Source organism: Enterococcus raffinosus (genome assembly GCF_018917525.1).
GTDB lineage: Bacteria > Bacillota > Bacilli > Lactobacillales > Enterococcaceae > Enterococcus_A > Enterococcus_A raffinosus_A.
The window spans coordinates 1-21,445 of sequence record NZ_JAHLOS010000021.1; the positions used below are offsets into that span (position 1 = coordinate 1).

The 21,445-nt window shown below is 38.5% G+C and carries 17 protein-coding genes; 6 read left to right on the forward strand and 11 right to left on the reverse strand.

From position 1 onward, the window contains the following. Nucleotides 1-207 precede the first annotated feature (207 nt). Entirely contained in the window at nt 208-834 is a 627-nt protein-coding gene (locus KQI58_RS13390) for a DUF1054 domain-containing protein (protein ID WP_216409583.1), read from the reverse strand. A gap of 258 nt (nt 835-1,092) precedes the next feature. Between KQI58_RS13390 and KQI58_RS13395 the strand changes: the two genes are divergently transcribed. Continuing rightward, complete coding sequence (locus KQI58_RS13395) at nt 1,093-2,100, forward strand: alcohol dehydrogenase catalytic domain-containing protein (RefSeq protein ID WP_216409584.1); 1,008 nt, start codon at nt 1,093-1,095, stop codon at nt 2,098-2,100. Nucleotides 2,101-2,317: 217 nt separating this feature from the next. Further along, nucleotides 2,318-3,049 (forward strand): MIP/aquaporin family protein, encoded by a 732-nt coding sequence (locus KQI58_RS13400; protein WP_016181637.1) that lies wholly within the window; start codon nt 2,318-2,320, stop codon nt 3,047-3,049. Nucleotides 3,050-3,196: 147 nt separating this feature from the next. Here KQI58_RS13400 and KQI58_RS13405 read toward each other — a convergent pair whose 3' ends face one another. Together KQI58_RS13405 and KQI58_RS13410 are read right to left on the reverse strand one after the other, a co-directional pair. Next, entirely contained in the window at nt 3,197-3,667 is a 471-nt protein-coding gene (locus tag KQI58_RS13405; RefSeq protein ID WP_216409585.1) for a glyoxalase/bleomycin resistance/dioxygenase family protein, read from the reverse strand. 45 nt (nt 3,668-3,712) lie between these two features. Beyond that, nucleotides 3,713-4,543: an AraC family transcriptional regulator gene (locus KQI58_RS13410; protein WP_216409586.1), complete on the reverse strand. Its 831-nt coding sequence runs from the start codon at nt 4,541-4,543 to the stop codon at nt 3,713-3,715. A gap of 175 nt (nt 4,544-4,718) precedes the next feature. Here KQI58_RS13410 and KQI58_RS13415 point away from each other — a divergent pair, with 175 nt between their 5' ends. Together KQI58_RS13415 and KQI58_RS13420 are read left to right on the forward strand one after the other, a co-directional pair. Continuing rightward, complete coding sequence (locus tag KQI58_RS13415; RefSeq protein WP_216409587.1) at nt 4,719-4,970, forward strand: AbrB/MazE/SpoVT family DNA-binding domain-containing protein; 252 nt, start codon at nt 4,719-4,721, stop codon at nt 4,968-4,970. Further along, a complete protein-coding gene (locus KQI58_RS13420; protein ID WP_216409588.1) occupies nt 4,970-5,287 on the forward strand; it encodes a type II toxin-antitoxin system RelE/ParE family toxin in 318 nt (105 codons plus the stop codon). Before KQI58_RS13415 ends, KQI58_RS13420 begins: the two co-directional genes overlap by 1 nt. Before the next feature lie 62 nt (nt 5,288-5,349). Here KQI58_RS13420 and gltX read toward each other — a convergent pair whose 3' ends face one another. The 3 genes from gltX to KQI58_RS13435 all read right to left on the reverse strand — a co-directional run bounded on the left by gltX (nt 5,350) and on the right by KQI58_RS13435 (nt 9,981). After that, complete coding sequence (gene gltX, locus KQI58_RS13425; protein ID WP_216409589.1) at nt 5,350-6,861, reverse strand: glutamate--tRNA ligase; 1,512 nt, start codon at nt 6,859-6,861, stop codon at nt 5,350-5,352. A gap of 75 nt (nt 6,862-6,936) precedes the next feature. Beyond that, nucleotides 6,937-8,313 carry a glutamate decarboxylase gene (locus KQI58_RS13430; RefSeq protein WP_016181643.1) on the reverse strand — a complete coding sequence of 459 codons (1,377 nt, stop codon included), beginning with the start codon at nt 8,311-8,313 and terminating at the stop codon, nt 6,937-6,939. 189 nt (nt 8,314-8,502) lie between these two features. Next, on the reverse strand, nt 8,503-9,981 hold the full coding sequence (locus KQI58_RS13435) for an amino acid permease (protein ID WP_216409590.1): 1,479 nt from the start codon (nt 9,979-9,981) through the stop codon (nt 8,503-8,505). 422 nt (nt 9,982-10,403) lie between these two features. On the opposite strand from KQI58_RS13435, the gene KQI58_RS13440 reads away from it, so the two are divergent. Then, nucleotides 10,404-11,912, forward strand: coding sequence for a helix-turn-helix domain-containing protein (locus KQI58_RS13440; RefSeq protein ID WP_216409591.1), 1,509 nt, complete (start codon nt 10,404-10,406; stop codon nt 11,910-11,912). A gap of 558 nt (nt 11,913-12,470) precedes the next feature. Here KQI58_RS13440 and KQI58_RS13445 read toward each other — a convergent pair. From KQI58_RS13445 to KQI58_RS13465, 5 genes are all read right to left on the reverse strand, one after another. Further along, complete coding sequence (locus KQI58_RS13445) at nt 12,471-15,728, reverse strand: SpaA isopeptide-forming pilin-related protein (protein ID WP_216409592.1); 3,258 nt, start codon at nt 15,726-15,728, stop codon at nt 12,471-12,473. Nucleotides 15,729-16,318: 590 nt separating this feature from the next. Next, a complete protein-coding gene (locus tag KQI58_RS13450; RefSeq protein ID WP_216409593.1) occupies nt 16,319-17,068 on the reverse strand; it encodes a MerR family transcriptional regulator in 750 nt (249 codons plus the stop codon). Nucleotides 17,069-17,744: 676 nt separating this feature from the next. After that, a complete protein-coding gene (locus KQI58_RS13455; RefSeq protein WP_216409594.1) occupies nt 17,745-18,698 on the reverse strand; it encodes a Gfo/Idh/MocA family protein in 954 nt (317 codons plus the stop codon). Between the two features lie 85 nt (nt 18,699-18,783). Continuing rightward, nucleotides 18,784-19,398, reverse strand: coding sequence for a TVP38/TMEM64 family protein (locus tag KQI58_RS13460; protein ID WP_216409595.1), 615 nt, complete (start codon nt 19,396-19,398; stop codon nt 18,784-18,786). Nucleotides 19,399-19,438: 40 nt separating this feature from the next. Continuing rightward, entirely contained in the window at nt 19,439-20,311 is an 873-nt protein-coding gene (locus KQI58_RS13465) for an alpha/beta hydrolase fold domain-containing protein (protein WP_216409596.1), read from the reverse strand. A 115-nt stretch (nt 20,312-20,426) separates the two neighbouring features. Between KQI58_RS13465 and KQI58_RS13470 the strand changes: the two genes are divergently transcribed. Further along, entirely contained in the window at nt 20,427-21,437 is a 1,011-nt protein-coding gene (locus tag KQI58_RS13470; protein WP_216409597.1) for an acyltransferase family protein, read from the forward strand. The last annotated feature ends 8 nt before the right edge of the window (nt 21,438-21,445 follow it).

Consider the following 21,445-nt stretch of genomic DNA (forward strand, 5'->3'; position numbering starts at 1 on the left):
ATATTGGGTTTCATCTCTCTAGTTTAATAGGAAAAAGACCAGATGAAAAGCGGTCAAAAGATTGATGTATCAATCCTTTGACCGCTTAAAATGTTATACTTCCTTTAATGTTAAAAAAAACAGCGAAAAAATCGCTGTCTGACCATCTAGCCAATTATTCCTAACAAAAGAATTTTATTTTCACACTCTTTTGAATAGAACTATGTTTTAGTTTTCCACCTGTGCAAAACTTGTTTGATTCGCTAATTGATAGATTGGTACCAATTGTTTATAAGTTTCTACCATAAATGCTTGAGCGGCTTCGGGATTTTCCCAAATTGGATCGTCTCTTTTGATGATTCGACCAATTTGAAATTCGCCTTTTTTCACATCGCGAAATCTTATCAACAGCTTTTCTGTGCGTTCTGGTGATAACTCTTCCACTTTTGGTTTTGTGTGATCGCCGGATAGAACAAAATCTGAGGATAAGTTCTCAAATACTTCTGGATGATCTAGAAAAATTTGCGCAATCGCTTTTTCTTCCTTCGGCTGATCAATACATGATAACCACATAAAAACATACTCCGGCCAAATTCCCAGCTGAAAATGGGGCTCCATTTTGTATCCGCGCTTTTGCCGACTCAAGGCTGACCAGGTATTTTCAGGCGGATAGGTCGTCCTGCGTCGATGCTGGGCAATGTGGATAAATAGCTTTTCGTCTAGCAGCGGCTCTAACTCCTGTTGAAAAACTTCATCTAACTGTTGAAAAGTTGGTTGAACTTCCTGGCGAATCGCTGCCATTCGTTCATCCAAGCCGTCGATATCAAAAACATCAAAACTCTTTTCAGTGAACATGTTACTCCCCCTTATTCCTACTATCGTAATTCTACCTATCTTATCGCTGAGTCACAAGTTATCAACTACCCATGTTGATAAAAAATTCGTAGTGATTTTCCCTTCGAACAAACATCGTTTCAAAATTTTGATAAAACTCGCTGATTCTTTTGCTATTTTAAAGAAAATATTTCCTTCTCTTTGTGAAATCAAGTATATTATAAGTAGCCATTTTATTATTGGAGATTCAGAAATTTATTTCTGAGGAGGGTAAAACGAATGATTTCAGACGCAATTGGCTTCGAGAAAAAATTTCGTTTAAAAGAAGACAAAAAATTTGAACAATACAAGATCATGCTTCCGAAACTACGGGAAAATGATGTGATGATAAAGATTTCCGCTATCTCGATCAGTACCTTAGATACGCAGATTCGACAAACGATCAAAGGAGCGAAGAAACCTTATATTTTAGGCTTTGGCGGTGTCGGCATTATCACCCGTCTAGGCAGCAGCAATCAATACTTAAATGTTGGTGACCGTGTTCTCTATGTCAATAAGGTCGGAAAATACGGCAGCTATAGCAACTTTCAAATCGCTGATGTCCGTTCCATCGTCAAGCTACCAGACTCTTTTCCCACCGACGAAGCCGCCGCTTTTTCCTATAGCTTCTTTTTGGCCTTCGAAGTATTGTTCACCCAGCTGCAATTGACACCTAAGCCAAAAAAAAATCAGGGAAACTTATTGATCCTAAATACTTCTGATGGGCTAGGTGCGACCATTATCCAATTAGCGAAGTGGGCCGGCTTAAAGGTTGCCGCTACGATTGATAAAAACAATTCAGAGATCTGGATCAAAAACATGGGGGCGGATGTTGTCGTCTCTCAATCCACCCAGCTATCAAAGGAATTGACGAACGCGGAAATGACACCGGTTGATTATGTGATCAATTTGGATACTGAAAAGGAAAAAAACTTCGATCACCTGTCTGAATTCAAGGACACGGCCAAAGTGTTGCTTTTGCATTTCATAAATAAGAAAAATAAAAACTTTGATCCGGACTACCTCAACTTCTATTGTGAAGATTTCTTGGAATCCTCCTTTACTACCGATGAGGGTATCGAGTATTCCCGCAAGGTCATGGAGCTTTTGGTCTATTTATGGGAAAAGAATCAACTAACATCTATTTTGACCGCACAGCTGAACGGCTTTTCCGATAAAAATTTCTACGGAGCCCACAAACTGATCGAAAACAATCCAAACTTTCGTCACCTAGTTTTAATAAACTGACATAATCTCGTTCAATTGAGCGAGATTTTTTTTATAGAAAGCAATTTTTGGAGCTAAAAAGCAGCCGTTCTTCGCTTTCATAACGTTTGTTGTCATATCCTATAGAAATTTCTCGTTTTTCTGAGGTTAACATTTGCTAATTACAAAGAATGGGATTAAGATATAAAATGAAATTTTCATTTACATTTTCATTTCAATTATTTTATAGGAGGTCTTTATGGATTATTCACTGACTACTCGGTTAGCAGCTGAGTTCTTGGGAACTGCTTTGCTAGTAATGCTAGGAAACGGTGCAGTTGCCAATGTTGATTTAAGAGGGACAAAAGGTTACGGAAGTGACTGGATGTTGATTGCGGTAGGTTATGGCTGCGGGGTTATGATTCCTGCAATGATTTTCGGCGGTATCAGCGGTAATCACATCAACCCAGCGTTTACAATTGGTTTAGCTGTTAGCGGCATGTTCCCTTGGGCGGAAGTTCTTCCTTACATCGTTGTCCAAATCCTTGGCGCGATGGTCGGACAATTAGTCGTAGTAGCCAGCTACAAACCTTATTACGATCAAACAGAGGACAAACTACATGTGTTAGGTACCTTCTCAACGATCAATAGTGTCGGTTCTAAATTTAATGGATTCGTGAATGAATTCTTCGGATCATTCATTTTATTCTTTGGTGCACTGGGGATTACCAAAGCGCCATTCTTCCAAAACAATTTAGGAACAGCTCACTTAGCATTAGGTTTCTTAGTTTGGACATTAGTTGCATCCTTCGGCGGACCAACTGGCCCAGGTTTAAACCCGGCTCGTGACCTAGGTCCTCGTATCATGCACGCCATCTTACCACTGAAACACAAAGGCGATTCACAATGGAGTTATTCTTGGGTACCCGTACTTGCCCCAATCATCGCTTCAATCGTAGCAATCGCATTATATAAAGCATTGTTTATCTAAAAACACGAAACTGCCGCAATTTATTTTTGCGGCAGTTTTTTTGATCAACAATCTATGAAATTCTAAAAAGCTGTTGCATACTATTTACAGTTCCATCACGTATCGATTCAATCAAAAAAGAATAGCCACTCTAGCTTTTCCTTCTATTTAAACCAATCCTTCAACAAACTCAACCGGAAACATTGTTTTCTCAGCCGTCTCCTCCACTGACATTCCCTGAGCTAAATAGCGTTTCGCCACACTGGCCATACTTTCTGAGACCTCCACGATAAATTTATCATAGTCATAAAAACGCAGCACACGCTGGCCCCAAGGATATTCCTTGCTGTGATGCAGAAAGTCGATTCCTTCGACCTTTGAAAGCTTGTCTTCCCATTTATCCAAATCCTCAACCTCAAAATACAGTTGAAAATTATCCGACTGCTCCTTTGGATTCAATGGAACTCCCAGCAATCCTGCATAATCGGCCTGTAATGAAAAGCCGCTCTCAAAAGCAACATGGATATTATCCAGATCCATTTCTATTTTTTGTTCCATAACCTCTACATAAAACTGTTTCGCCTTCGTCATATCCTTCACTGCCAATAATACGCCGCCAAAATTCATTTTTATCCCCATCAGAGCCGCTACTCGACTCCCCTTCCTTTTTTACCAACTATACCCTTAGAATTTGGCGATTTCACTGTAAAAATCGGACATCTTCCGCTGATAAGCTTGCGGTGTAATGCCCGTCACCTGCTTAAAATCACGATTAAAATGAGAGAAATCGTAATAACCAGCTGCTTCAACTATTTCCGTAATACTCTGCGAATGAGTCAGTAAGCGAATCGCTTGATTGACTCGGACTAAACGAGCAAACGTTTTGGTACTCATTCCTAGATATTCATTAAACAGTCGCGTAAGATGATGTTCACTATAAAATACCTCATTAGACAACTTCTTTAAGGAGATATTTCCTGATTGTTGAACGATCGTTTTTCTCGAAGTTGCCAACTCTGGCGGACAGCCCTTTAAGAGTGCACGAACAAATAAATGATCAACTCCAGCCAGCAGCTCTTCCACACTTTCCGCTGCCTCCAACAATTCCATCAGCACCTGATTCAATTTGGCATGAAGCAATTGAAAAGAAAAATGCTGATCCGCTAATTCATTTTGTTTAAGACCTAGAAACGCATGAAGTCCAGCCGGTTGAAATTCCACGATGAATATCTGATTGAAAGTCGCGGCCTGCTCACCTACATTGGCAGCCACAGTCATTGGGCCAAGCAGCTGATTTTCAATTTGATGGTCCTTAATCCCGCATACCAATGTCCCACAGCCATGAGGAATGACCGTATAATTCTCAGAAATCGCCTGTTTCGTCGGAAAAGTCAATGTATAATTCGAAATATAAGGCAACAATGCCGCATGTGGCCTCACATACATACACTCTTGATTCCGAAAAATAATCCGTTGATTCTGCGGATACAAAAACAACGCCTTTTGATCGATCATTCCCTCACCTCATTCATAGTAATGATTCAATTTTGGTTAAAATTGATTGATCTTCATTCCTATTAATGACTCAATTCTATCATCATATCAAGACTTTTTTAGTTGCTACTAGATATTCATAACTTTCCTAGATGGTTATAACATGTTATAATTCTATAAAAAAGAGGGGATTTGAATGGGACAAATCAAAGTACGGAAGATTGGTAATTCCGTTGGGGGAATATTCCCTAAAGAATGGGGATTACACGAGGGAGATATCTTGGAGGTTAAAAAAGAAGGAAATTACTTCATATTAGATGCCCAAGAAGTCGCAAAAAAGAAAGATCGTGATTTAATCGAAGAGAGTTTTGCAGAGTTTGAAACGAATCAGACTGTTTCTGAAGAAGAAATGACTACGCTCTTTAGCAAATATGGTTGGGGTGAGTAATGAAATCTTATCAGCTCATTTATTCCGTCTCTTTTAGAAATAGCCTGATCCAGCTTATATCGGAATGGGAGAACGAACTTTTTCTTTCAGAAGAAAAAATCAAACACTTCGTTCAATTAATTTATCGCTCACTAGAATTATTAAAACTATTTTCTAAAAAGCATGAAGATGTTTCTCCATTATATGGTTTTGACATTCCGACTTATCAAATCTTAATTGGTCAAAGTTATGCAATCTTTTATCGAATTGATGAAGAGAACTATTCAGTTCTAATTGGAAAAATCTTTAAACAGAAACAAATGCATCTGAAATTTTAAAAGACCAAGCACAATGATTAACTAAAAAACTGCGACTCTCATCGAGAATCGCAGTTTTTCATTTATTTAGTTAGAAACGCCAATGCATTGTCAATCAAATGCTGAACCGTTTCTTTCGGCATAACCGACATGATATCCGTGATTTGAGGAGCAGATTTACTGTCGGTAAAGACGACGTTCAATGGCATGTACAGCTTACGTCCTTTTTGTCCTGTTTCTGCTTGAACAGCTGACAAGATGGCAGGATAATCCACTGGTTCTGAATCATCCTTTAATTTTCCTGACATCGCAGTCAAAATTTGTTTAACGCCTTCGCTATCAAATTCTGCCAAGTCGGTATAAGTGAAGGTCACTTGGTTGGCATTTTTGATAAACAAGATTTTTTCCATGAATGTCATTAAGGTCTTGGCTTCTGTGTGATAGATATCCACGACTTTTTTAACAAAATCAAGATCCTTTTCGATGCCAATTGCTTTTAATTGTTCCGCTACGTCTGTTTCAGCAGCGTCAACGAGTAGCATAATCCGTCTGGTCAATTCGTCCACAGAGGTCTTTTTAATGTATTCCGCATTGGTCCAGTCAAGTTTCTTTTGATCAAAATAAGCAGGCGAAGCGGACATCCGATTGATATCGTAAGCTTCGATCAATTCTTCGCGGGTGAACAATTCTTTTTCTCCGACTGGTGACCAGCCAAGGAAGGCGATAAAGTTCAACAATGCTTCATTCAAGTAACCGTATTTACGATATTGACTGATGAATTGCAGGGTATTTTTATCCCGTTTACTCAATTTTTTATGAGTATCCAAGCTATAGATCAGTGTGATATGACCAAATAGTGGTTGTGGGATACCTAGTGCTTCGTATACAGCGATTTGTTTTGGTGTATTTGCAATATGGTCATCCCCGCGTAAAACGTGGGTCATCTTCATTAAATAGTCGTCAATAACTACGGCAAAATTGTACGTTGCCATCCCATTACTTTTTTCAATAATGAAATCTCCGCCGATATTATCAGAATTGAATTCCACTCGGCCTTTAATCATATCGTCCCAGCCATAAACGTGGTCTTCTGGTAAATGAAGGCGAACGGTCGGTTTGCGGCCTTCTGCTTCGGCTTGTTTGATTTGTTCTTCTGTTGCACCATACCAGCGACCATCATAATGAGGCGCGATTTTGGCTTCGATTTGTTGTTCATGTAATTCTTTTAATTCTTCTTCAGTGGCATAGTCTTTATAGGCTAAACCAGCGTCTAATAATTGTTGTACATATTTGTGATACAAATTCACACGATCTTTTTGGTGGTAAGGGGCAAATTCAACTTTCGGTTTATCCGGACCTTCGTCCCAGTCGATACCTAACCAATGAAGATTTTCCATCTGGCTTTCTTCACCATGTGGAACATTTCTTTTCAAGTCAGTATCCTCGATTCGCAAAACCCAAGTACCCTTATAATGTTTGGCAAACAGATAGTTGAATAACGCCGACTGCGCATTCCCTAAATGTAAAAAACCTGTTGGACTTGGTGCGTATCTCACTCGTACGTCGCCGGTAACTTCTACTTTGTCTTTTTTCAATTTGATTCCCTCCAGTTTAAAAGCCCTAATAAATGATGAGATTATTAGGACTTTAATAACAGATGCTATTATAGGTTAAGATGCGTGATGAATCAAATGATTACGATTTAGATCGTCAATTGCACGATGTAAATCATCAATGAAGTCATCACAGATAGCCATGGTCATAGCTGGACGAACGACGATTCGGCTGATAGTTACATCATCAAGATCTTTTGGAAGTGGATAAGCAGGCACTTGCCAGCCGTATTCTTTTAGCTTGTCTTCTAAATCATATAGGTTCCAAGTTAATTCGATATTATCCGCAATTTTCCAACAGTTGATTGGTAATTTTGATCCGTCATTGATGATATCAAAAATACCTAGCGCTTTTAATTCTGTATTGATTCGTTTAGATACTTCTCTTACATTGTTCATAATCGCTGTGAATCCTTCACGACCAAAACGAATCAAGTTGTAGTATTGTGCTACAATATGTGCCCCACTATGTGAGAAGTTAATAGCGATCGAATCTACGCTGCTTCCAAGATAAGGTACAGCGAAACGCATTTCTGATGGTAAATATTCTTCCGTATTTTCACGCCAAACAATCCAACCAATCCCAGGATAGACCATCCCGTATTTATGTCCTGAAACATTGATTGATGCTACATTTTTCAAACGGAAATCCCATGGTTTGAACCCATCAACAAATGGTGCAAAGAAACCGCCAAAGGCTGCGTCTACGTGGATTTTGATTGGTAATTTAGCTGTTTTGTTGTATTCAGAAACAAGTTCATCTAATTTTTGAATATCATCTACTTGGCCAGTGTAAGTGATCCCTTGGATACCTACGACCCCAATCGTATTTTCATCTACGTAATCCATAACGATGTCAGTATTTAATGACATATGGTTTTCATCCATTGGAATTTCCCGCATCTCGACATTCCAGTACGTACAGAATTTTTCCCATACTACTTGGAATGCAGACATGATAACTAAGTTAGGTTTGTGTTCATGTAAGTTGTCGATATCTAATCCGGCTGCTTTTGCACGGTGTTTCCAGCTGTGCAATAACGCTAATCCGCCTAGCATACAACCTTCTGAAGAACCTACTGTTGAAGTTCCGATGAAGTCTTTATATAATTCTTTGCCTTCACCAATATTCCACATATGTGCAATCATACTAATTGAATAGTTTTCCATTGCTGTGGTTTTTGGATATTCTGATTTGTCAATCGCATTCGTTTCAAGTGAACCAAGCATCAAGCGATCCGCTTGTGGTTCCATTTGAGTGGTACAGAATGTAGCCAAATTTTGATCTGCTTTCGCTTCATTCAATCGAATATGATTGACGAGCGTCTCGGCTGTGTCAGGGTTCATACCCTCATCAGGTAATACTTGTTTAGGCATGCTGCGTGCTGCTTCTCTGCTTCCTAAAAATGAACTTTCTAAATAATCTGTATGCATTTAAAAGATCTCCTTATTCGTATTAAAGTAATCATTTTTCCAGGGAAAAATGAGGTCGATTCTCTTGCCGTATATCATTCCGCTAAACCTTTCTAGCCATGTCTCAAATAAATTTCTTTATTTTGTTCTATCAAAAGACAAACTGCGAAAAGTGGAACTGACATCCTTATTTGTACTTTCTTATATTTTCTAATGAACTTGATGGTGCAAATCTTTTCCTGATTTATCATGATGATGCAAGGTCCAATTTCCATGGAACAAATACATGATAAACGGAATAAAGAAAACGATAATAAAAGCTGTTAATAATAATGTTAGGTACGTATGTTTTTGTTGCATGTTGTAAGCAGCTGGTGGGAAGAATGTTACGACAAACCCGAAAGCTGATAAAACTAAACCTAGAACACCCATGATGACACGCATTACTTTTGATTTTGCTGCACGGAATGTCCGATGCAAATCGTCGTGTTTGAACACTAAAACTAAATAAGTAACAAACATCAGCATATACATTAAGGTATACAGAGCAACAGTTAAACTCATCGCTGTTTGGAATGAAAGGTTCGATTTGTCTCCGCCGGCACCAAAGGTTAATAACGCAGCCATGATTGAAACGATCACACCTTGCAAGATCATGACGTTTGTTTCGACACCATAAGGATTTGTTTTAGCAAAGCGTTCTGGCAAGTAGCCTTCTTTCGCTGCTTCGTACATTCCAGCATTTGGACCAACGACCCAGCTGCTGATTTCACCAATGATCCCAATTGCTAGTAGTAAACCAATCAACCGTTCAATAAAGACTACATTGATCCATGGAAATTGTTGAACTAAAGCGCCATAAGCATAAACAATACCAGTACTTAATTGAATTTTGGCATTGGGAATTGTTGCACCGATTGAAATTGTTCCGATAATATCAGAAGCAATCGCACAAATGGCCAAAGCCATCATAACTTTTGGATAGATAGATGGTTTCTTTAAGTCTTTAACGTGAGTAGCTGAACCTTCAGCACCTGCAAAGGCTAAAATAAATGGAACAAATCCGACTAACACATTACCGCTCCAGCTTGATGGCAAAATCGTGTGTGGATTGATTTTGATCAACATTGGATTGCCCTTTACTAGATAAGTAATCGTTAAGAACAACAATAGAAAGACTGGAATAATAACACCAATTGTAAAGCTCCATTGAGCAATTTTCCCTGTGATTTTTGTTCCTCGTTGTTGCGCGAAGATCAAGCCCCACAAGATAACCATCATGATGATGAATTTGAACAATGGATTTGTATTAATAACTGGAACATTAAAAGTGATCGATAAACAGCCAATGATGAAATACATCATGGTACACATACCAACAGTGATGTGGATCCATTGGTAAAATAGTGCAGACCACCCTAGGCGTTCGCCTAGCATATGACGTCCCCAAGTAAAGATTCCGCCTTTACTCCAACCATCAACTGAGGCCATTTCTCCAGCGGAACGAGTAACAGGAATGAACCATAGAATCCCTGCTAAGAATAGGAAGAACAAAGCTGTTGGTCCTTGTTTAGCGAAGGCTGCAAAACCGTAGACAGTCATGACCATTGAAGTAGTCATTGAGAATAGTTGAACACCTGTGAGCTGATTATGATCGCTAATAGAGGCGTTCTTCTCTTCGTTATTCATTTGTGACACATCCTTTAAATTCATTGCAATCGAAGTGCGCACCTTTCGAACTACAGCCATCATCATAGTCTTTACAAACTCAAAGTCAAACTACGCTAAACACAGCAAATTAGAAAAAATATTAAAATACATGCTATCACCACAATGGAAGAAATCCTTTAATAATCACCCTTTTGTATTAATTCTAGTAGTAAATAAAAAAGGTTTTTAAGAAAAAAAAGAAAAGGTTCGAATTGTGCAAAAAAAAGACGCAAACTTTTAGAAACTCGATATTAATCTTTTGCATCAAATGATAGTTCTCACAAAAAAAGCGGACACAAAAAAGAATCCTCGCAGTTATCTTTAAATCAACTTTCACATAGTGCTTACCCTTCCTTTAATCATTGCGGATTATACTAGTGACCTTGAAGGAGTGTTAATTCATGAGCATCGATCTACTATTAGATTTTGAGAGTCAGGCGCTTTTCGCCATTTTTACTTATTTAAAAGAAAATCCCGGCTTTCACGATATCAATGAAATTTCAGAACAAATTGGGTTTGAGAAACGAACAACGTTGAAATATTTGGAGCGTTTAGCGATGCTTTCTAACGAGGTAAAGGAACGTATTGGAACCAATCCGCTAACTATCTCGGACCGAAACTACCAAATCATTCAACAAAATTACGTGGAAAATAAGGAATTGAGCTTAGCCATCTATCACATCTCGATTAAGATTGACTTGCTGGAGGGGCTACTGCTAAATAAAGAAAATACGATGGATTCGCTGACGAATAAATACAGCCTGAGTTATTCTACCTTGAAAAAAGATGTGTACGAAGTGCGGGATTTCCTCAAAGAAGCCAATATCGATCTTCATATTAGAAATGGCGAGATCGTATTATCCGGCTTAGAACCAACGATTCGTCTCTTCTTCTTGAGCTTCTTTTGGCAGTTATATGGCGGCTACGGTCATCCCTTCAATATCGAAAATTCGACTGAAAAGAATTTTATTTTTGAGAAACTCAGCTTTTTACTTTCAGATCAAATCGATCCGATCACTAAAATTCAATACGATTATCTAGTAGATATTACGCTGATCCGCTATCTATCCAATCATCCGATTGAAAACAATGAACTGCCGGTGGAGTCTATCCTGATTGGAAATAAATTTGTTCAGCATTTCCATTTTATTACGGAAGAAAACGTCTCGGCTTACGCGAATTTTAAAGACGAACTTTATTTTATGCTATTATTCCTACAATCAAAAATGGTCTTTTATCGTAACACCAGCTTCTTCCGTGAAATAAAGAAGTATCACCAAGAAATTGATTCAAATATTTATCAGGCCAATCAGTTCTTTTTCCAAAACATCGGCCTGCTTTTTAATCAATTTGAATTTGATTATGACGAGCTGGAAAAAGAGCTTTACGTCATTCACACGCGTTTATTGTTCAAAAGCTTTTATAACTATGTACCGATTGGCGAACATCACAATCTTTATCCCGATGATATGGCGATCGTACAAGAAAATCTGCGGGTTCGTTTTGAAAACATCTGTCCCCGCAATAGCCTAATCTATTCACAGCTTGATTACGCCATTTTTCTTTACGCCGCTTTAAGTATTGCCAATGAATTTATGACAGAATACGAATTATCTATTTTTATTGATGATTCAAAAGGCGAGTTTAACTCTATTTGGTTAAAAAAATTCTTTATGAAAAGCACCAACGGATTGGTCAAATTGAACTTTGTCGACCCAAATCGCTTTTTATTAGCCGATGAATCCGTTGATCTAATTATCAGCACCAATAAATTTTTCCCAATCAAGAACGTCCATAATAAACCCATCCTGTTTCTAGAATGCAAAGACAAATACGAAGACCTGAAAAATGTCCAATCAATGGTTCGGAAAATCATGATGGAGAAAAATAAACTGCTGCAAACAAAATAGAATTACGCACACTTTTTAAACATAAATCTGACTTTTTCGCTTTTTTTAGAAAATCCTCATCTTATAAAGTACGCACCTATCAAAGTGTCTCAATGCAAAAGAATTATTCTGTGCTATACTACCCACAGTTAGTTTCTCTTTCCAAAATAAAACTAACAAAAGAAGACGATCGACCGACATATTCGATCGTCTTTGCGAGTTCTACTTCCTGCTTTCAGCAGGTTAGTAGAATCGTATGCGTACGAAATTCAAATCAACTTTTTTGCTTTTTAAAAAAGTTCTTCCTTAATAGGAGTTAGCTGCGTGTTCTTCTTCCTACTTTAGTAGGTTAGTAGAATCGTATGCGTACGAAATTCAAATCAACTTTTTCGCTTTTTGAAAAAGTTCTTCCTTAATAGGAGTTAGCTGCGTGTTCTTCTTTCTGTGTCAATTTCTAGAGACTATCAAAAAAACAGGATCAAAATCAGATAGCTGATTTTGATCCTGTTTTTTTATTCATGAACTTCTGCGTATGACTCACCGCTAATTTGTTCAGAGATAGCTGGATAATTTCCTCAATCATCCTCTCCTTCTATGGATATACAGATAGACTACGACTAACCCAACACCGGTCATAAAACACATAGCAGACAATAGAATGAAAGACCGATTAGCAAAACTCCCCGTTCTCGGTAGTGTTCCTGTTCGACTACGATTTTTTACTTTTATCGTCACCTGATTCTCATCTTTACCTAGTTCAACTGTATTAGCTACCCATGGATTATCATCAAATGACACCAGACCGTTGTCAAAAATATCAATGGTAATTTCTCCATCTAAACCAATATAGCTATTTGGAGCAGTCAGTTCTTTGAGATAGTAGACACCCGAATCTATATCTGTAAAAACGAAGGTTGATCCAGAAGTGAGCGTTTTGTTGTATGTTCCAGAGGAATTTCTCAAACGAAACGCAGCACCCACGATTTCATTTCCTTGTTCATCAGTCTTAACAACTGTTAATTTGAACTTATTTAGTTCATTAGTGACTGTTTTATTCGATGAATCAGCGATAACCGCCGTACCATCAGTTCTCTCTGTCACTGTAAAGATGAAATCGTCACACTTTTTGAATCCTTCTGGAACAAACGTTTCGCTTACATGATAAATACCTGCAGGCAGATCAGTAAAATTAACGACGCCTCCATTGTCAGGCGCAACATCTCTTACTACTACCATATTTTTTATCGTTTCTGTTAAAGTAAATTTGGGTCTTTTCTCATTTGAATCAGTAAACGGTTGTCCGTTTTTCATCACCTTCTTAAATGAATAATCAGTAGTCAGCAATCGATTCGTGATGGTAATTCCAATTGAATCTAAATTACTAGAGGTAAAACTTTCCTGACTATATACCGGCTTGGCATAACCAGGTACTCTATTCAGATTTCCAATTTTCTCAATAACTCGATACTCGATAGTGGGATTCCCAGAAACTGCAGGAAAGCGGTTAACCCAATGATTTTCTGTATTCAGATCAACTTCATGTAAATCAATCCATCGATTCCCATCTTTCTTTTGCAAAACAGCAATTACCTCTTGTCGCTTCTGCCAGCGATTATTTTCATCATCCGACCAGATTTTTTTTACTGGAATAACAAAATCTTCATTGAATGCTCGAACTGATGGAACACCGAAATCTAACTTGTCCTCGGTACGGTCAGGTGAAGAGTGTAATATTGTCTTTCCATTGGCTGGGTACCATCTTCCCGAAGCAAAACTAGACTCTTCCGTTTTTAAACGTACTTTATAAGTGATTTCAATTTCCTGATTGCCGTAAAGATTGATATTCGTTACTCTTATTTTTCTTGGGTTCGAACTATCGACTACTGCCATCCTTTCTGACTTGATTGCTTTTGTTCCCAAACCATTTCTTAATGAAATATCCGATACAACTGGCGTCCCAACTAGTTCCACCATATCTCCCAGCGGATCTTCAATCACACCACGTTCAACCGTTGTAAGCGTTGATTCAAACCATTCTTGGAAGGATTTCTCAAAATCACTTAAATTTTGTGCTTGATAGAAATAGTAATCTCTTTCTGAGTTACCTGTAGTATTCGCTCTTTGAGTGGTCATTTTGTAAAGTCCCTTTACCAACACTTCTGAGCTATGGAATTCTCCAGGCCCCCCATAAGCTCCCATGGCGATTGCTTGAATTTCAATGCCCTTGTCTCTTAAATCTGCCGCTTGAGAATTTGCCATATCTAAATGAGATTCGATCAACAGCGGAGCATTAGGATTTTCTATATTAGTGATCCGAAATCTATTATCCACGGGATTCCATCCAGAGTTCAACACATAAAGTGACGTTGATCCATTTGAATTAAAGGTCACTCCAGCATTTCCATCTGTTTGCCCTGTAGTCAGTGGTTTATATTGCGTGATTCTTACCTTAGAAGGAAAGATTGTCGTATCACTTTTGCCTGCTAGCGGATCCCTACTTCTATTTGGCGCCCCATCCGTTAGAAGAAAGAGGACTTTTCTTCGTCCATTATTATCTGCTAACAGTCTTTTTTGCGCTTCTATCAATCCCCCTTGTGTATAGGTTTGCTGGCTTTGCGTACTAGCGTTGCGATATTTTGTTACTAGCTGATCCCAATCGCTGTACCGTGATGATAAATTGGAAGTGCTGATTACATCCGAGCCAAATACGACACCCCCAAGTCTTAAATAACCTACATTATCAGGAACATTGTTTTTAAACTGAGTAATTAAATGACTTAAAGAATCTATTGAAACATCTTTTCTCAATCTTCCGCCAATTTTGTATTGAGTATCGGTGTAAGTCATCGATGCAGAGTTATCCAACACAAACATGACATCAACACCTGGTTTCGTAAGTGAATCTCCTCGAACATTCAATTTGATATTGAACTCATCTGGTTTATCTGTTTCGGTTGCGTATTTTCTTAGGGCGATGTCACCTTTTTCCTTCGCGCCAACTCCGTAATAAATATAAGAATTTTTATAGTTGTCTGTAAAAGTGTCCCAGCTTTGAAGCCCATCCCAAACATTCGCAGCTGTATTATCCTTACCGCCTTGATGATTGATCACATTAGTCTGACCGATTGGCTGCCAAGAGAATTCCGGGTATTTCCCGTTGTCCGTCTTGTAGATTGGCTCTTTATTGGTATACGAATTGCTATGAACTACACTTCTAGCATTCGCCACCGATGGTACTTCAGCTGGCTTTGAAAAAATCTTTTGATCTGAATAAAGCGAAAAACTATTTTCGCCGTTGTCAGTTACTGAGTTTTTAGAATCCTTCTTGGTAGCTTTTTTTTCTACTTTCAACCAAAGAGGTTCATTTATTCCTAATATATCGGTGTCAGATTCCGTAGTGTCTTGTTCATTCTGAGATTTTTTTGTAGTCTGCTCATTTAGCTCTACATACATTTGAAGTTTTTCATATTTCTTAGGAACCGCAATTTTAAGTTCACGCTCACCCGAATGAGTGAATTCTTGTTCAATCAACCACCCATCTTTTTCTTCCATCCCATCAACCGCAGGGTAATCAATGATTTTCTCCTTTTCTGTTAATAATTTTAGTTTTAAGCGGTTTTGCTGTTGCTCATTTTTCCCCTCACGACTTAGTTTGATATGAAAAATATTCTCCTTGTCTGCCAATTCTGTACTATACGAAACAGTCAAAAAGGATTCTTCTATTAATATCTCTTCATTTTTTTCTGCAAATGTCCGAGTGCTCACAGTCATTAAACCTATTAAACTTAAAAAAATTCCCCCAATTAAAATGAGAAACTTCTTTCTTTTCCCTAGCATACTCTTACCCCCTTTATCCCAAGAGTCATTCCTTCGCTATTATTTTATAAAACAAGAAAAAGTTCCGCAAATTCGGAAATAATTATATTTAAGTTATTTATAGATGTCATAAACTCGAGTTTTCAGTTTGATTTTTTTGAAAAAAGCACAAACAAGTAGTTATTAAATCACTTTATTTTACTTTTCATTAAAATTTCAAACATTCATTTAGTTGAATATCGATTAAGTATATTAGACATATAAAGTTGGATATTTTTTGAAAAATCTAGTAAAATACACGAATAAATCGCGTGATGATTCCTTTCCCACTATCGAAATAACTTTTTAATTTACCCTGGCTTCACACTTGCAGTCTTAAGGCATTTGAAAATAATTTATAAAAAGAGCGTTATCCAAAAGAATGTACTTTATTTTTTCGAATAAATTCATTTTCGTTATTTAAAAAAACCTAAAAGATAGATCGGCAGCTTTTAAAAATCTGTTTTTGTTTTTTATCAAAATAAATATACTTTGTCTCTTAGCTGATCAATATAAGCCCAGATACGACGTTTAATGAAACAATAAAAAAATCGAGCCGAGGCTCGATTTTTTTACGCATATGTTTGGATGATTTGGACCAACGCTTCTGTCGCTCCCGCACCGCTCTTTTCATCATAATACTGAGTGAAACGCTCATCGGCTAAATACATCTCAGCCAATCCTTTATGAGCCTCACCGGAGTATGCCTTCCAGCTGAAACTCAGCCACTCTTTATGCAGCTGATAAATTTCTTCAGCCAAGGACGGTGACTCTTCTGTCAAATAGCTCCTCAATTTCTCAGTTAGCGTGGCTTCTATTGTCTGCATTCTTTGATAATCGGCCTCACTCATATTCTGCCATTTTTGATTCGAGGCTTCGACCGTTTCTTCTCCATATTTTTCACGGACCTCTTTTCCATACTTTGCTTCATTCTCCGTGAGCTTTTCTTGTTTAAACGCTTCAAATTTTTCTTTATTTGTCATTTTTAATTCTCCCTTATAGTAACGCAAGGTCTTGTCAATTGTTTCCAGCAGCTGATCTAGTTCTTGGCGCTTTTGCTCCAATTGGATTTTTTGCTGGATCAACGTATCCGCGATTTTTTCGTCAGGACGGTCCACTAATTCCTTGATTGTTTTCAACGGAATACCCATTGAGCGGTACAAAAGAATCTGTTGCAGTCGATCAATTTCCTTTTCAGTATACATGCGGTAGCCTGCCTCACTTAAAAAAGCAGGCTTCAGTAATGAGCGCTCATCATAAAATCGCAGCGTCCGTGCACTGACGCCTGAAATTTCCGCCATTTGTTTCACTGTATAATTCATTCTGCACCTCCTGACAAGAACTATCTTACACCTTGACGTAACGTAAAGGTCAAGAATTTCTTTCATCGTAAATTTGGTATATCGTTTTGACAGCTAACTCAATTATATTGTATTTATTTTTCTATTAAACTGCGAAAAGTGGAACTCGCAGCTATCTCAGAACTAGGAAATCATTTTCCCAAAAACCGGTAAAATGAATCTATTCTCGTTTCGCATATCATTATGCTAAACAGCTTGTCTACTATTCATGCTAGAAAACATAGATACATTTCATCAATTGACAAACTGCGAAAAGCATAACTGACAACTAGCTCAGTCATAATGTATTCATTTTCCTAAAAACCAGGAAAATGAGTTTTATTCTCGCCACGCATACGATTCCGCTAAACACCACTACTATTTATTTGTTCAAAATCTGAGATCAATGCTCTTTTCTTATTAAACTGCGAAAAGCGTAACTCGCAAAAAACCCCTCTTAGAATAAAATTCTAAGAGGGGTTCTCCCAGTACCAAATAATTGATAGAAAGGTTCTTCGTCCACTAAGCTTCTTTCCGACACCCTGAAATCCGACAGGTGACTTGCGTCGTGTGCCTCTGGATCGAAGGATCAATCTTTCAGATCCACTCGACTCGTCGCATGTGACACACTATAGCACATCAGCTTAGTCTTTGACAATCATTTTTGATAGTTCTTATAAATTGCTTCCGTAATCGCTACTGTTTTTAAGGTTAATTCCTTGGTAACGATTGGACTTTCCAGTAATCCTTGCTCCAGACAAGCATTCACATGATCAACTTCAAAAACAAACTCACTGTGTTGATTACTGCTGAGCGTTTCTTTTTGCCCATCATTATAATGAATTTCGGCTTTATCTGTTTTCCAAAAATCAGGAACAATAATTTTTCCCTTTTCTCCATAAATAATCATTCGTTTTGTTAGGTTTAGATCAACAGTCAAAAAGATCGTGCCAATCACACCGTTTGGGAAATTCAAAGTTACTTGCGCTTGCGCGTCAGATTGTCCCTCTGGAAAAGTCAGTGTACCTTTGAACTCCTCAGGTGAAGCCCCTAATAAATGCTGCATGTATTCTAACGGATACGTTCCGGCTCCTCGGAAAACACCGCCGCCCGCACTCAAATCACGGAACCACGAAATATGATCAATATTGGGGTAAGCCGTTACTGAATCTAACCAGCGCAACGGTCCGATTTTTCCTTTTTGGATCACCTGCTGAATTTGCTTGGTAATTGGCAAGAACAGCGCCTTTTGCGCTTCCATTAAAAACAAATTACGTTCTTTAGCCAATGCAAATAATTCCTCCGCCTGAGCCAACGTCATAGTAAAAGGCTTTTCTAGTAGAACATGCTTATGATTCAACAAAGCTAATTTTGCGGCATCGTAGTGCCCCTTATTGTAGACCGCTACATAAACGATATCTACATCGTCACTTTGACAAAGCTCTTCATAACTTCCGTAAGCTTGTGGAATGTCTAACTCTTGAGCCATTTTCTGGGCCTTTTCGATCCCACGAGACGCAATGGCCGTTACTGTACCACCTTTACTTTCCTTCACTCCCGCCACGAAACGCGGAACGACTTGAGCTGTACTTAAAATACCGTAACGAATCATTTCATTTTCTCTCCTATTCATTTTAAAGCAATAATGAAGGAACTGATTCGATAAAATCAGTCCCTTGTTTGTTTCGATTCTAATTTTAAAGACCAGCGAATGTTTTATTTAAGACGAATAAACAGAAATAGCCGTAGGAAGCCACTGACCAAATCTTGAAAATCAATACGATCTTCAGATACTCACGAAAAGAGAGATCCGTCATTCCCGCTACCAAACAGGTGAGGTCATCTGGCAGGAAGGGAAAGATAAAACAAACAATCAATAACTTTTTGATGTCTTGAGTATGGTCTTGCAACGTCGTCTCAAATTTCTCAAAATTTTTCTCAGACAGGACGAGCCGAGCAAATCTCGAACCAAAACGGCGAACCAATAAAAACAATCCGACTTCGCCAATCACCAATCCTATATAACTATACAAAACTCCTGGAATATTACCAAACATTAACATTCCAACAATCGTAGCAAATCCGCCAGGTAAGAAAGGAACAATCGGCTGGATGGCCTGCACAACGATGAAAGCTACGATAGCAAAATTACCAAAATTCTTGATAAAGTGCTGCAAATCAGCGACAGAACTAAAAATTCCAGAATGTCTAATGTAGATCAATATAATAATAAAGGCAGCTAGGCCAATGGCTGGCGCCACTTGAATAACTTTCTGCTGCCAGGGAGCGCGCTGTTTTGTTTTTTGTGCCATCCTTCCCCTCCTTTGTCTGGTTAAGTTGCTTTATAGCTCATTATTGATAAAATTCACCAATTTGATCAACGTATGGGAGTGATTCTTTTAATGGGTAAACGACAAAATCATGCATCATGCCTTCCACAACCTCCAAGCGCATCGTGGTTCCTTGACTGCGCTTGATTCGGTCCTGCAAACGCAGGACATCAGGATATAAGATTTCATCCGTGCCAGCAACGACCAGTAGTTCTCCAAGTTGATCAAAATTGCCATAAATCGGCGAAACCATTGGATCGGTCAACGGTAATTCCCCTGCATAATTTTCACCAGCTTCCGCCAGCAAGTCCTTTTCTAACAGGACGTCCTTTTTCTGCAATTCCTGAGAACGTGGATCGCTTAGTGACGCATCCAGCCACGGTGAGGCTAAAGCGATTTTCTTTGGTCGCTTCGGCAGATCAATATTCCGTAAGTGCTGTGCCAGACTCATCGCTAATCCGCCGCCAGCAGAATCGCCAAATAGGAAAAAGCAGTCATCTGGATATAAGTACGCCAACTGGCGAAAGGCCATCTCCGTTAGCGGTACTGTCTTTTCTGCCGTATTCTCAGGTGCTAGGGGATAATCGAAATAGCTTACTTTTAAATTATAGCGCTTCACAAAACGCTCTTGAATTTCTTTATGAAATGGCGATGCCTCTAGCGCATAGCCTCCGCCATGTAGATAAAATACATGACGTCTCGTAGGATGCCCTGGAAATAACGTGATTAATTGATGCCCATCGATTTCAGCGATTTTTTGTGGGATATCCGTTTGCGAAAGTTGACGACTGATCAGACGCCGACGTTTTGGCGGATCTACCATTGTCGCTCCCACAAGCTTTTTCATATTGATCACTTTAAAAACATTCTTTACAAATTTTGCTGAATAGCGCATCGCTTTATCCTCCAAATAATTCCCACATAATCGCATAGAACTCGACGTTTCATGCTACAATAGACACGGTGGACTATCGCAGTCTGCTTCTTAAGCATAACGGAATCTGAAGGAGGTGTCCACAATCACAAAACAAAATCGCGAATACCTTTACGATAATATTCGCGGCATCCTGATTTTGCTCGTGGTCTTAGGACACGCGTTGGAATATTTTCGTTTAGATAACAAGGTCGGTGAGTTTCTCTACGTCTTCATCTACCTGTTCCATATGCCGGTTTTTATCTTTATTTCCGGTTATTTCTCAAAAAATCTAAAAAAGGGTCGCTCCACAGCAGTGGAAACCTTTCTTGTCCCTTATCTGCTATTAAATTTAATTTTGACCCTGATCATGCTGGCCATCGGCAAGATTGATCAATTCATGATCTTGAGTCCGGGCTGGACCCTTTGGTATTTATATTGTATGTTTATCTGGCGTTTATTGCTACCAGACCTCGTGAAAGTACGAAGAATCTTAATTTTAAGTTTTATTATCGGAATTTTCTCCGGTTTTTTGACCGAATTCGGAACCTATATGGCAATGGCGCGGACATTGGGCTTTCTGCCCTATTTTTTAGCTGGGTATTATACGACCCCCGAACATGTCGCTCGAATCCGTAAGATTCCTTTCAGGAAGGTAATCAGTTTTGGGATTATTATTTTTGGGATCATTAACGCCTATCTTTGGACAAAAAATAATTTACCGCCAGAGCTTTTATGGCGAGATCGTGCGTATGCATTCTTTCCTGTTCCTTTACTACAAAATTTACTGACGATCGTCTTTTTATACGGAATTGGCTTTGCCTTTATTTTCGTCTTTTTAGCCCTCGTCAATAATAAACCACACTTTTTCACAGCATGGGGACAACGAACTTTGGCCATTTACTTACTCCATGTTTACCTAGTGGCGCCATTAGTAGAATTTACCCAATTTGAAGATAATCCTGTCCTTCATTTAATTCTCTTAGTGGCCGGCAGCGGCTTTATCACTTACCTGTTGTCTCATCCTAAAGTGACAGAAATACTGCGAAAAACACTTTCGCGGATTCTACATTTTATCATGCCGAATAAAAACGGCGACTCGTCATGAGTTGCCGT

What these genes read in the sequence shown, in the direction of transcription:
- KQI58_RS13390 (WP_216409583.1), bottom strand. Translation starts at nt 834, where the DNA reads ATGTTCACTGAAAAGAGTTTTGATGTTTTTGATATCGACGGCTTGGAT.
- KQI58_RS13395 (WP_216409584.1), top strand. Translation starts at nt 1,093, where the DNA reads ATGATTTCAGACGCAATTGGCTTCGAGAAAAAATTTCGTTTAAAAGAA.
- KQI58_RS13400 (WP_016181637.1), top strand. Translation starts at nt 2,318, where the DNA reads ATGGATTATTCACTGACTACTCGGTTAGCAGCTGAGTTCTTGGGAACT.
- KQI58_RS13405 (WP_216409585.1), bottom strand. Translation starts at nt 3,667, where the DNA reads ATGGGGATAAAAATGAATTTTGGCGGCGTATTATTGGCAGTGAAGGAT.
- KQI58_RS13410 (WP_216409586.1), bottom strand. Translation starts at nt 4,543, where the DNA reads ATGATCGATCAAAAGGCGTTGTTTTTGTATCCGCAGAATCAACGGATT.
- KQI58_RS13415 (WP_216409587.1), top strand. Translation starts at nt 4,719, where the DNA reads ATGGGACAAATCAAAGTACGGAAGATTGGTAATTCCGTTGGGGGAATA.
- KQI58_RS13420 (WP_216409588.1), top strand. Translation starts at nt 4,970, where the DNA reads ATGAAATCTTATCAGCTCATTTATTCCGTCTCTTTTAGAAATAGCCTG.
- KQI58_RS13430 (WP_016181643.1), bottom strand. Translation starts at nt 8,313, where the DNA reads ATGCATACAGATTATTTAGAAAGTTCATTTTTAGGAAGCAGAGAAGCA.
- KQI58_RS13435 (WP_216409590.1), bottom strand. Translation starts at nt 9,981, where the DNA reads ATGAATAACGAAGAGAAGAACGCCTCTATTAGCGATCATAATCAGCTC.
- KQI58_RS13440 (WP_216409591.1), top strand. Translation starts at nt 10,404, where the DNA reads ATGAGCATCGATCTACTATTAGATTTTGAGAGTCAGGCGCTTTTCGCC.
- KQI58_RS13445 (WP_216409592.1), bottom strand. Translation starts at nt 15,728, where the DNA reads ATGCTAGGGAAAAGAAAGAAGTTTCTCATTTTAATTGGGGGAATTTTT.
- KQI58_RS13450 (WP_216409593.1), bottom strand. Translation starts at nt 17,068, where the DNA reads ATGAATTATACAGTGAAACAAATGGCGGAAATTTCAGGCGTCAGTGCA.
- KQI58_RS13455 (WP_216409594.1), bottom strand. Translation starts at nt 18,698, where the DNA reads ATGATTCGTTACGGTATTTTAAGTACAGCTCAAGTCGTTCCGCGTTTC.
- KQI58_RS13460 (WP_216409595.1), bottom strand. Translation starts at nt 19,398, where the DNA reads ATGGCACAAAAAACAAAACAGCGCGCTCCCTGGCAGCAGAAAGTTATT.
- KQI58_RS13465 (WP_216409596.1), bottom strand. Translation starts at nt 20,311, where the DNA reads ATGCGCTATTCAGCAAAATTTGTAAAGAATGTTTTTAAAGTGATCAAT.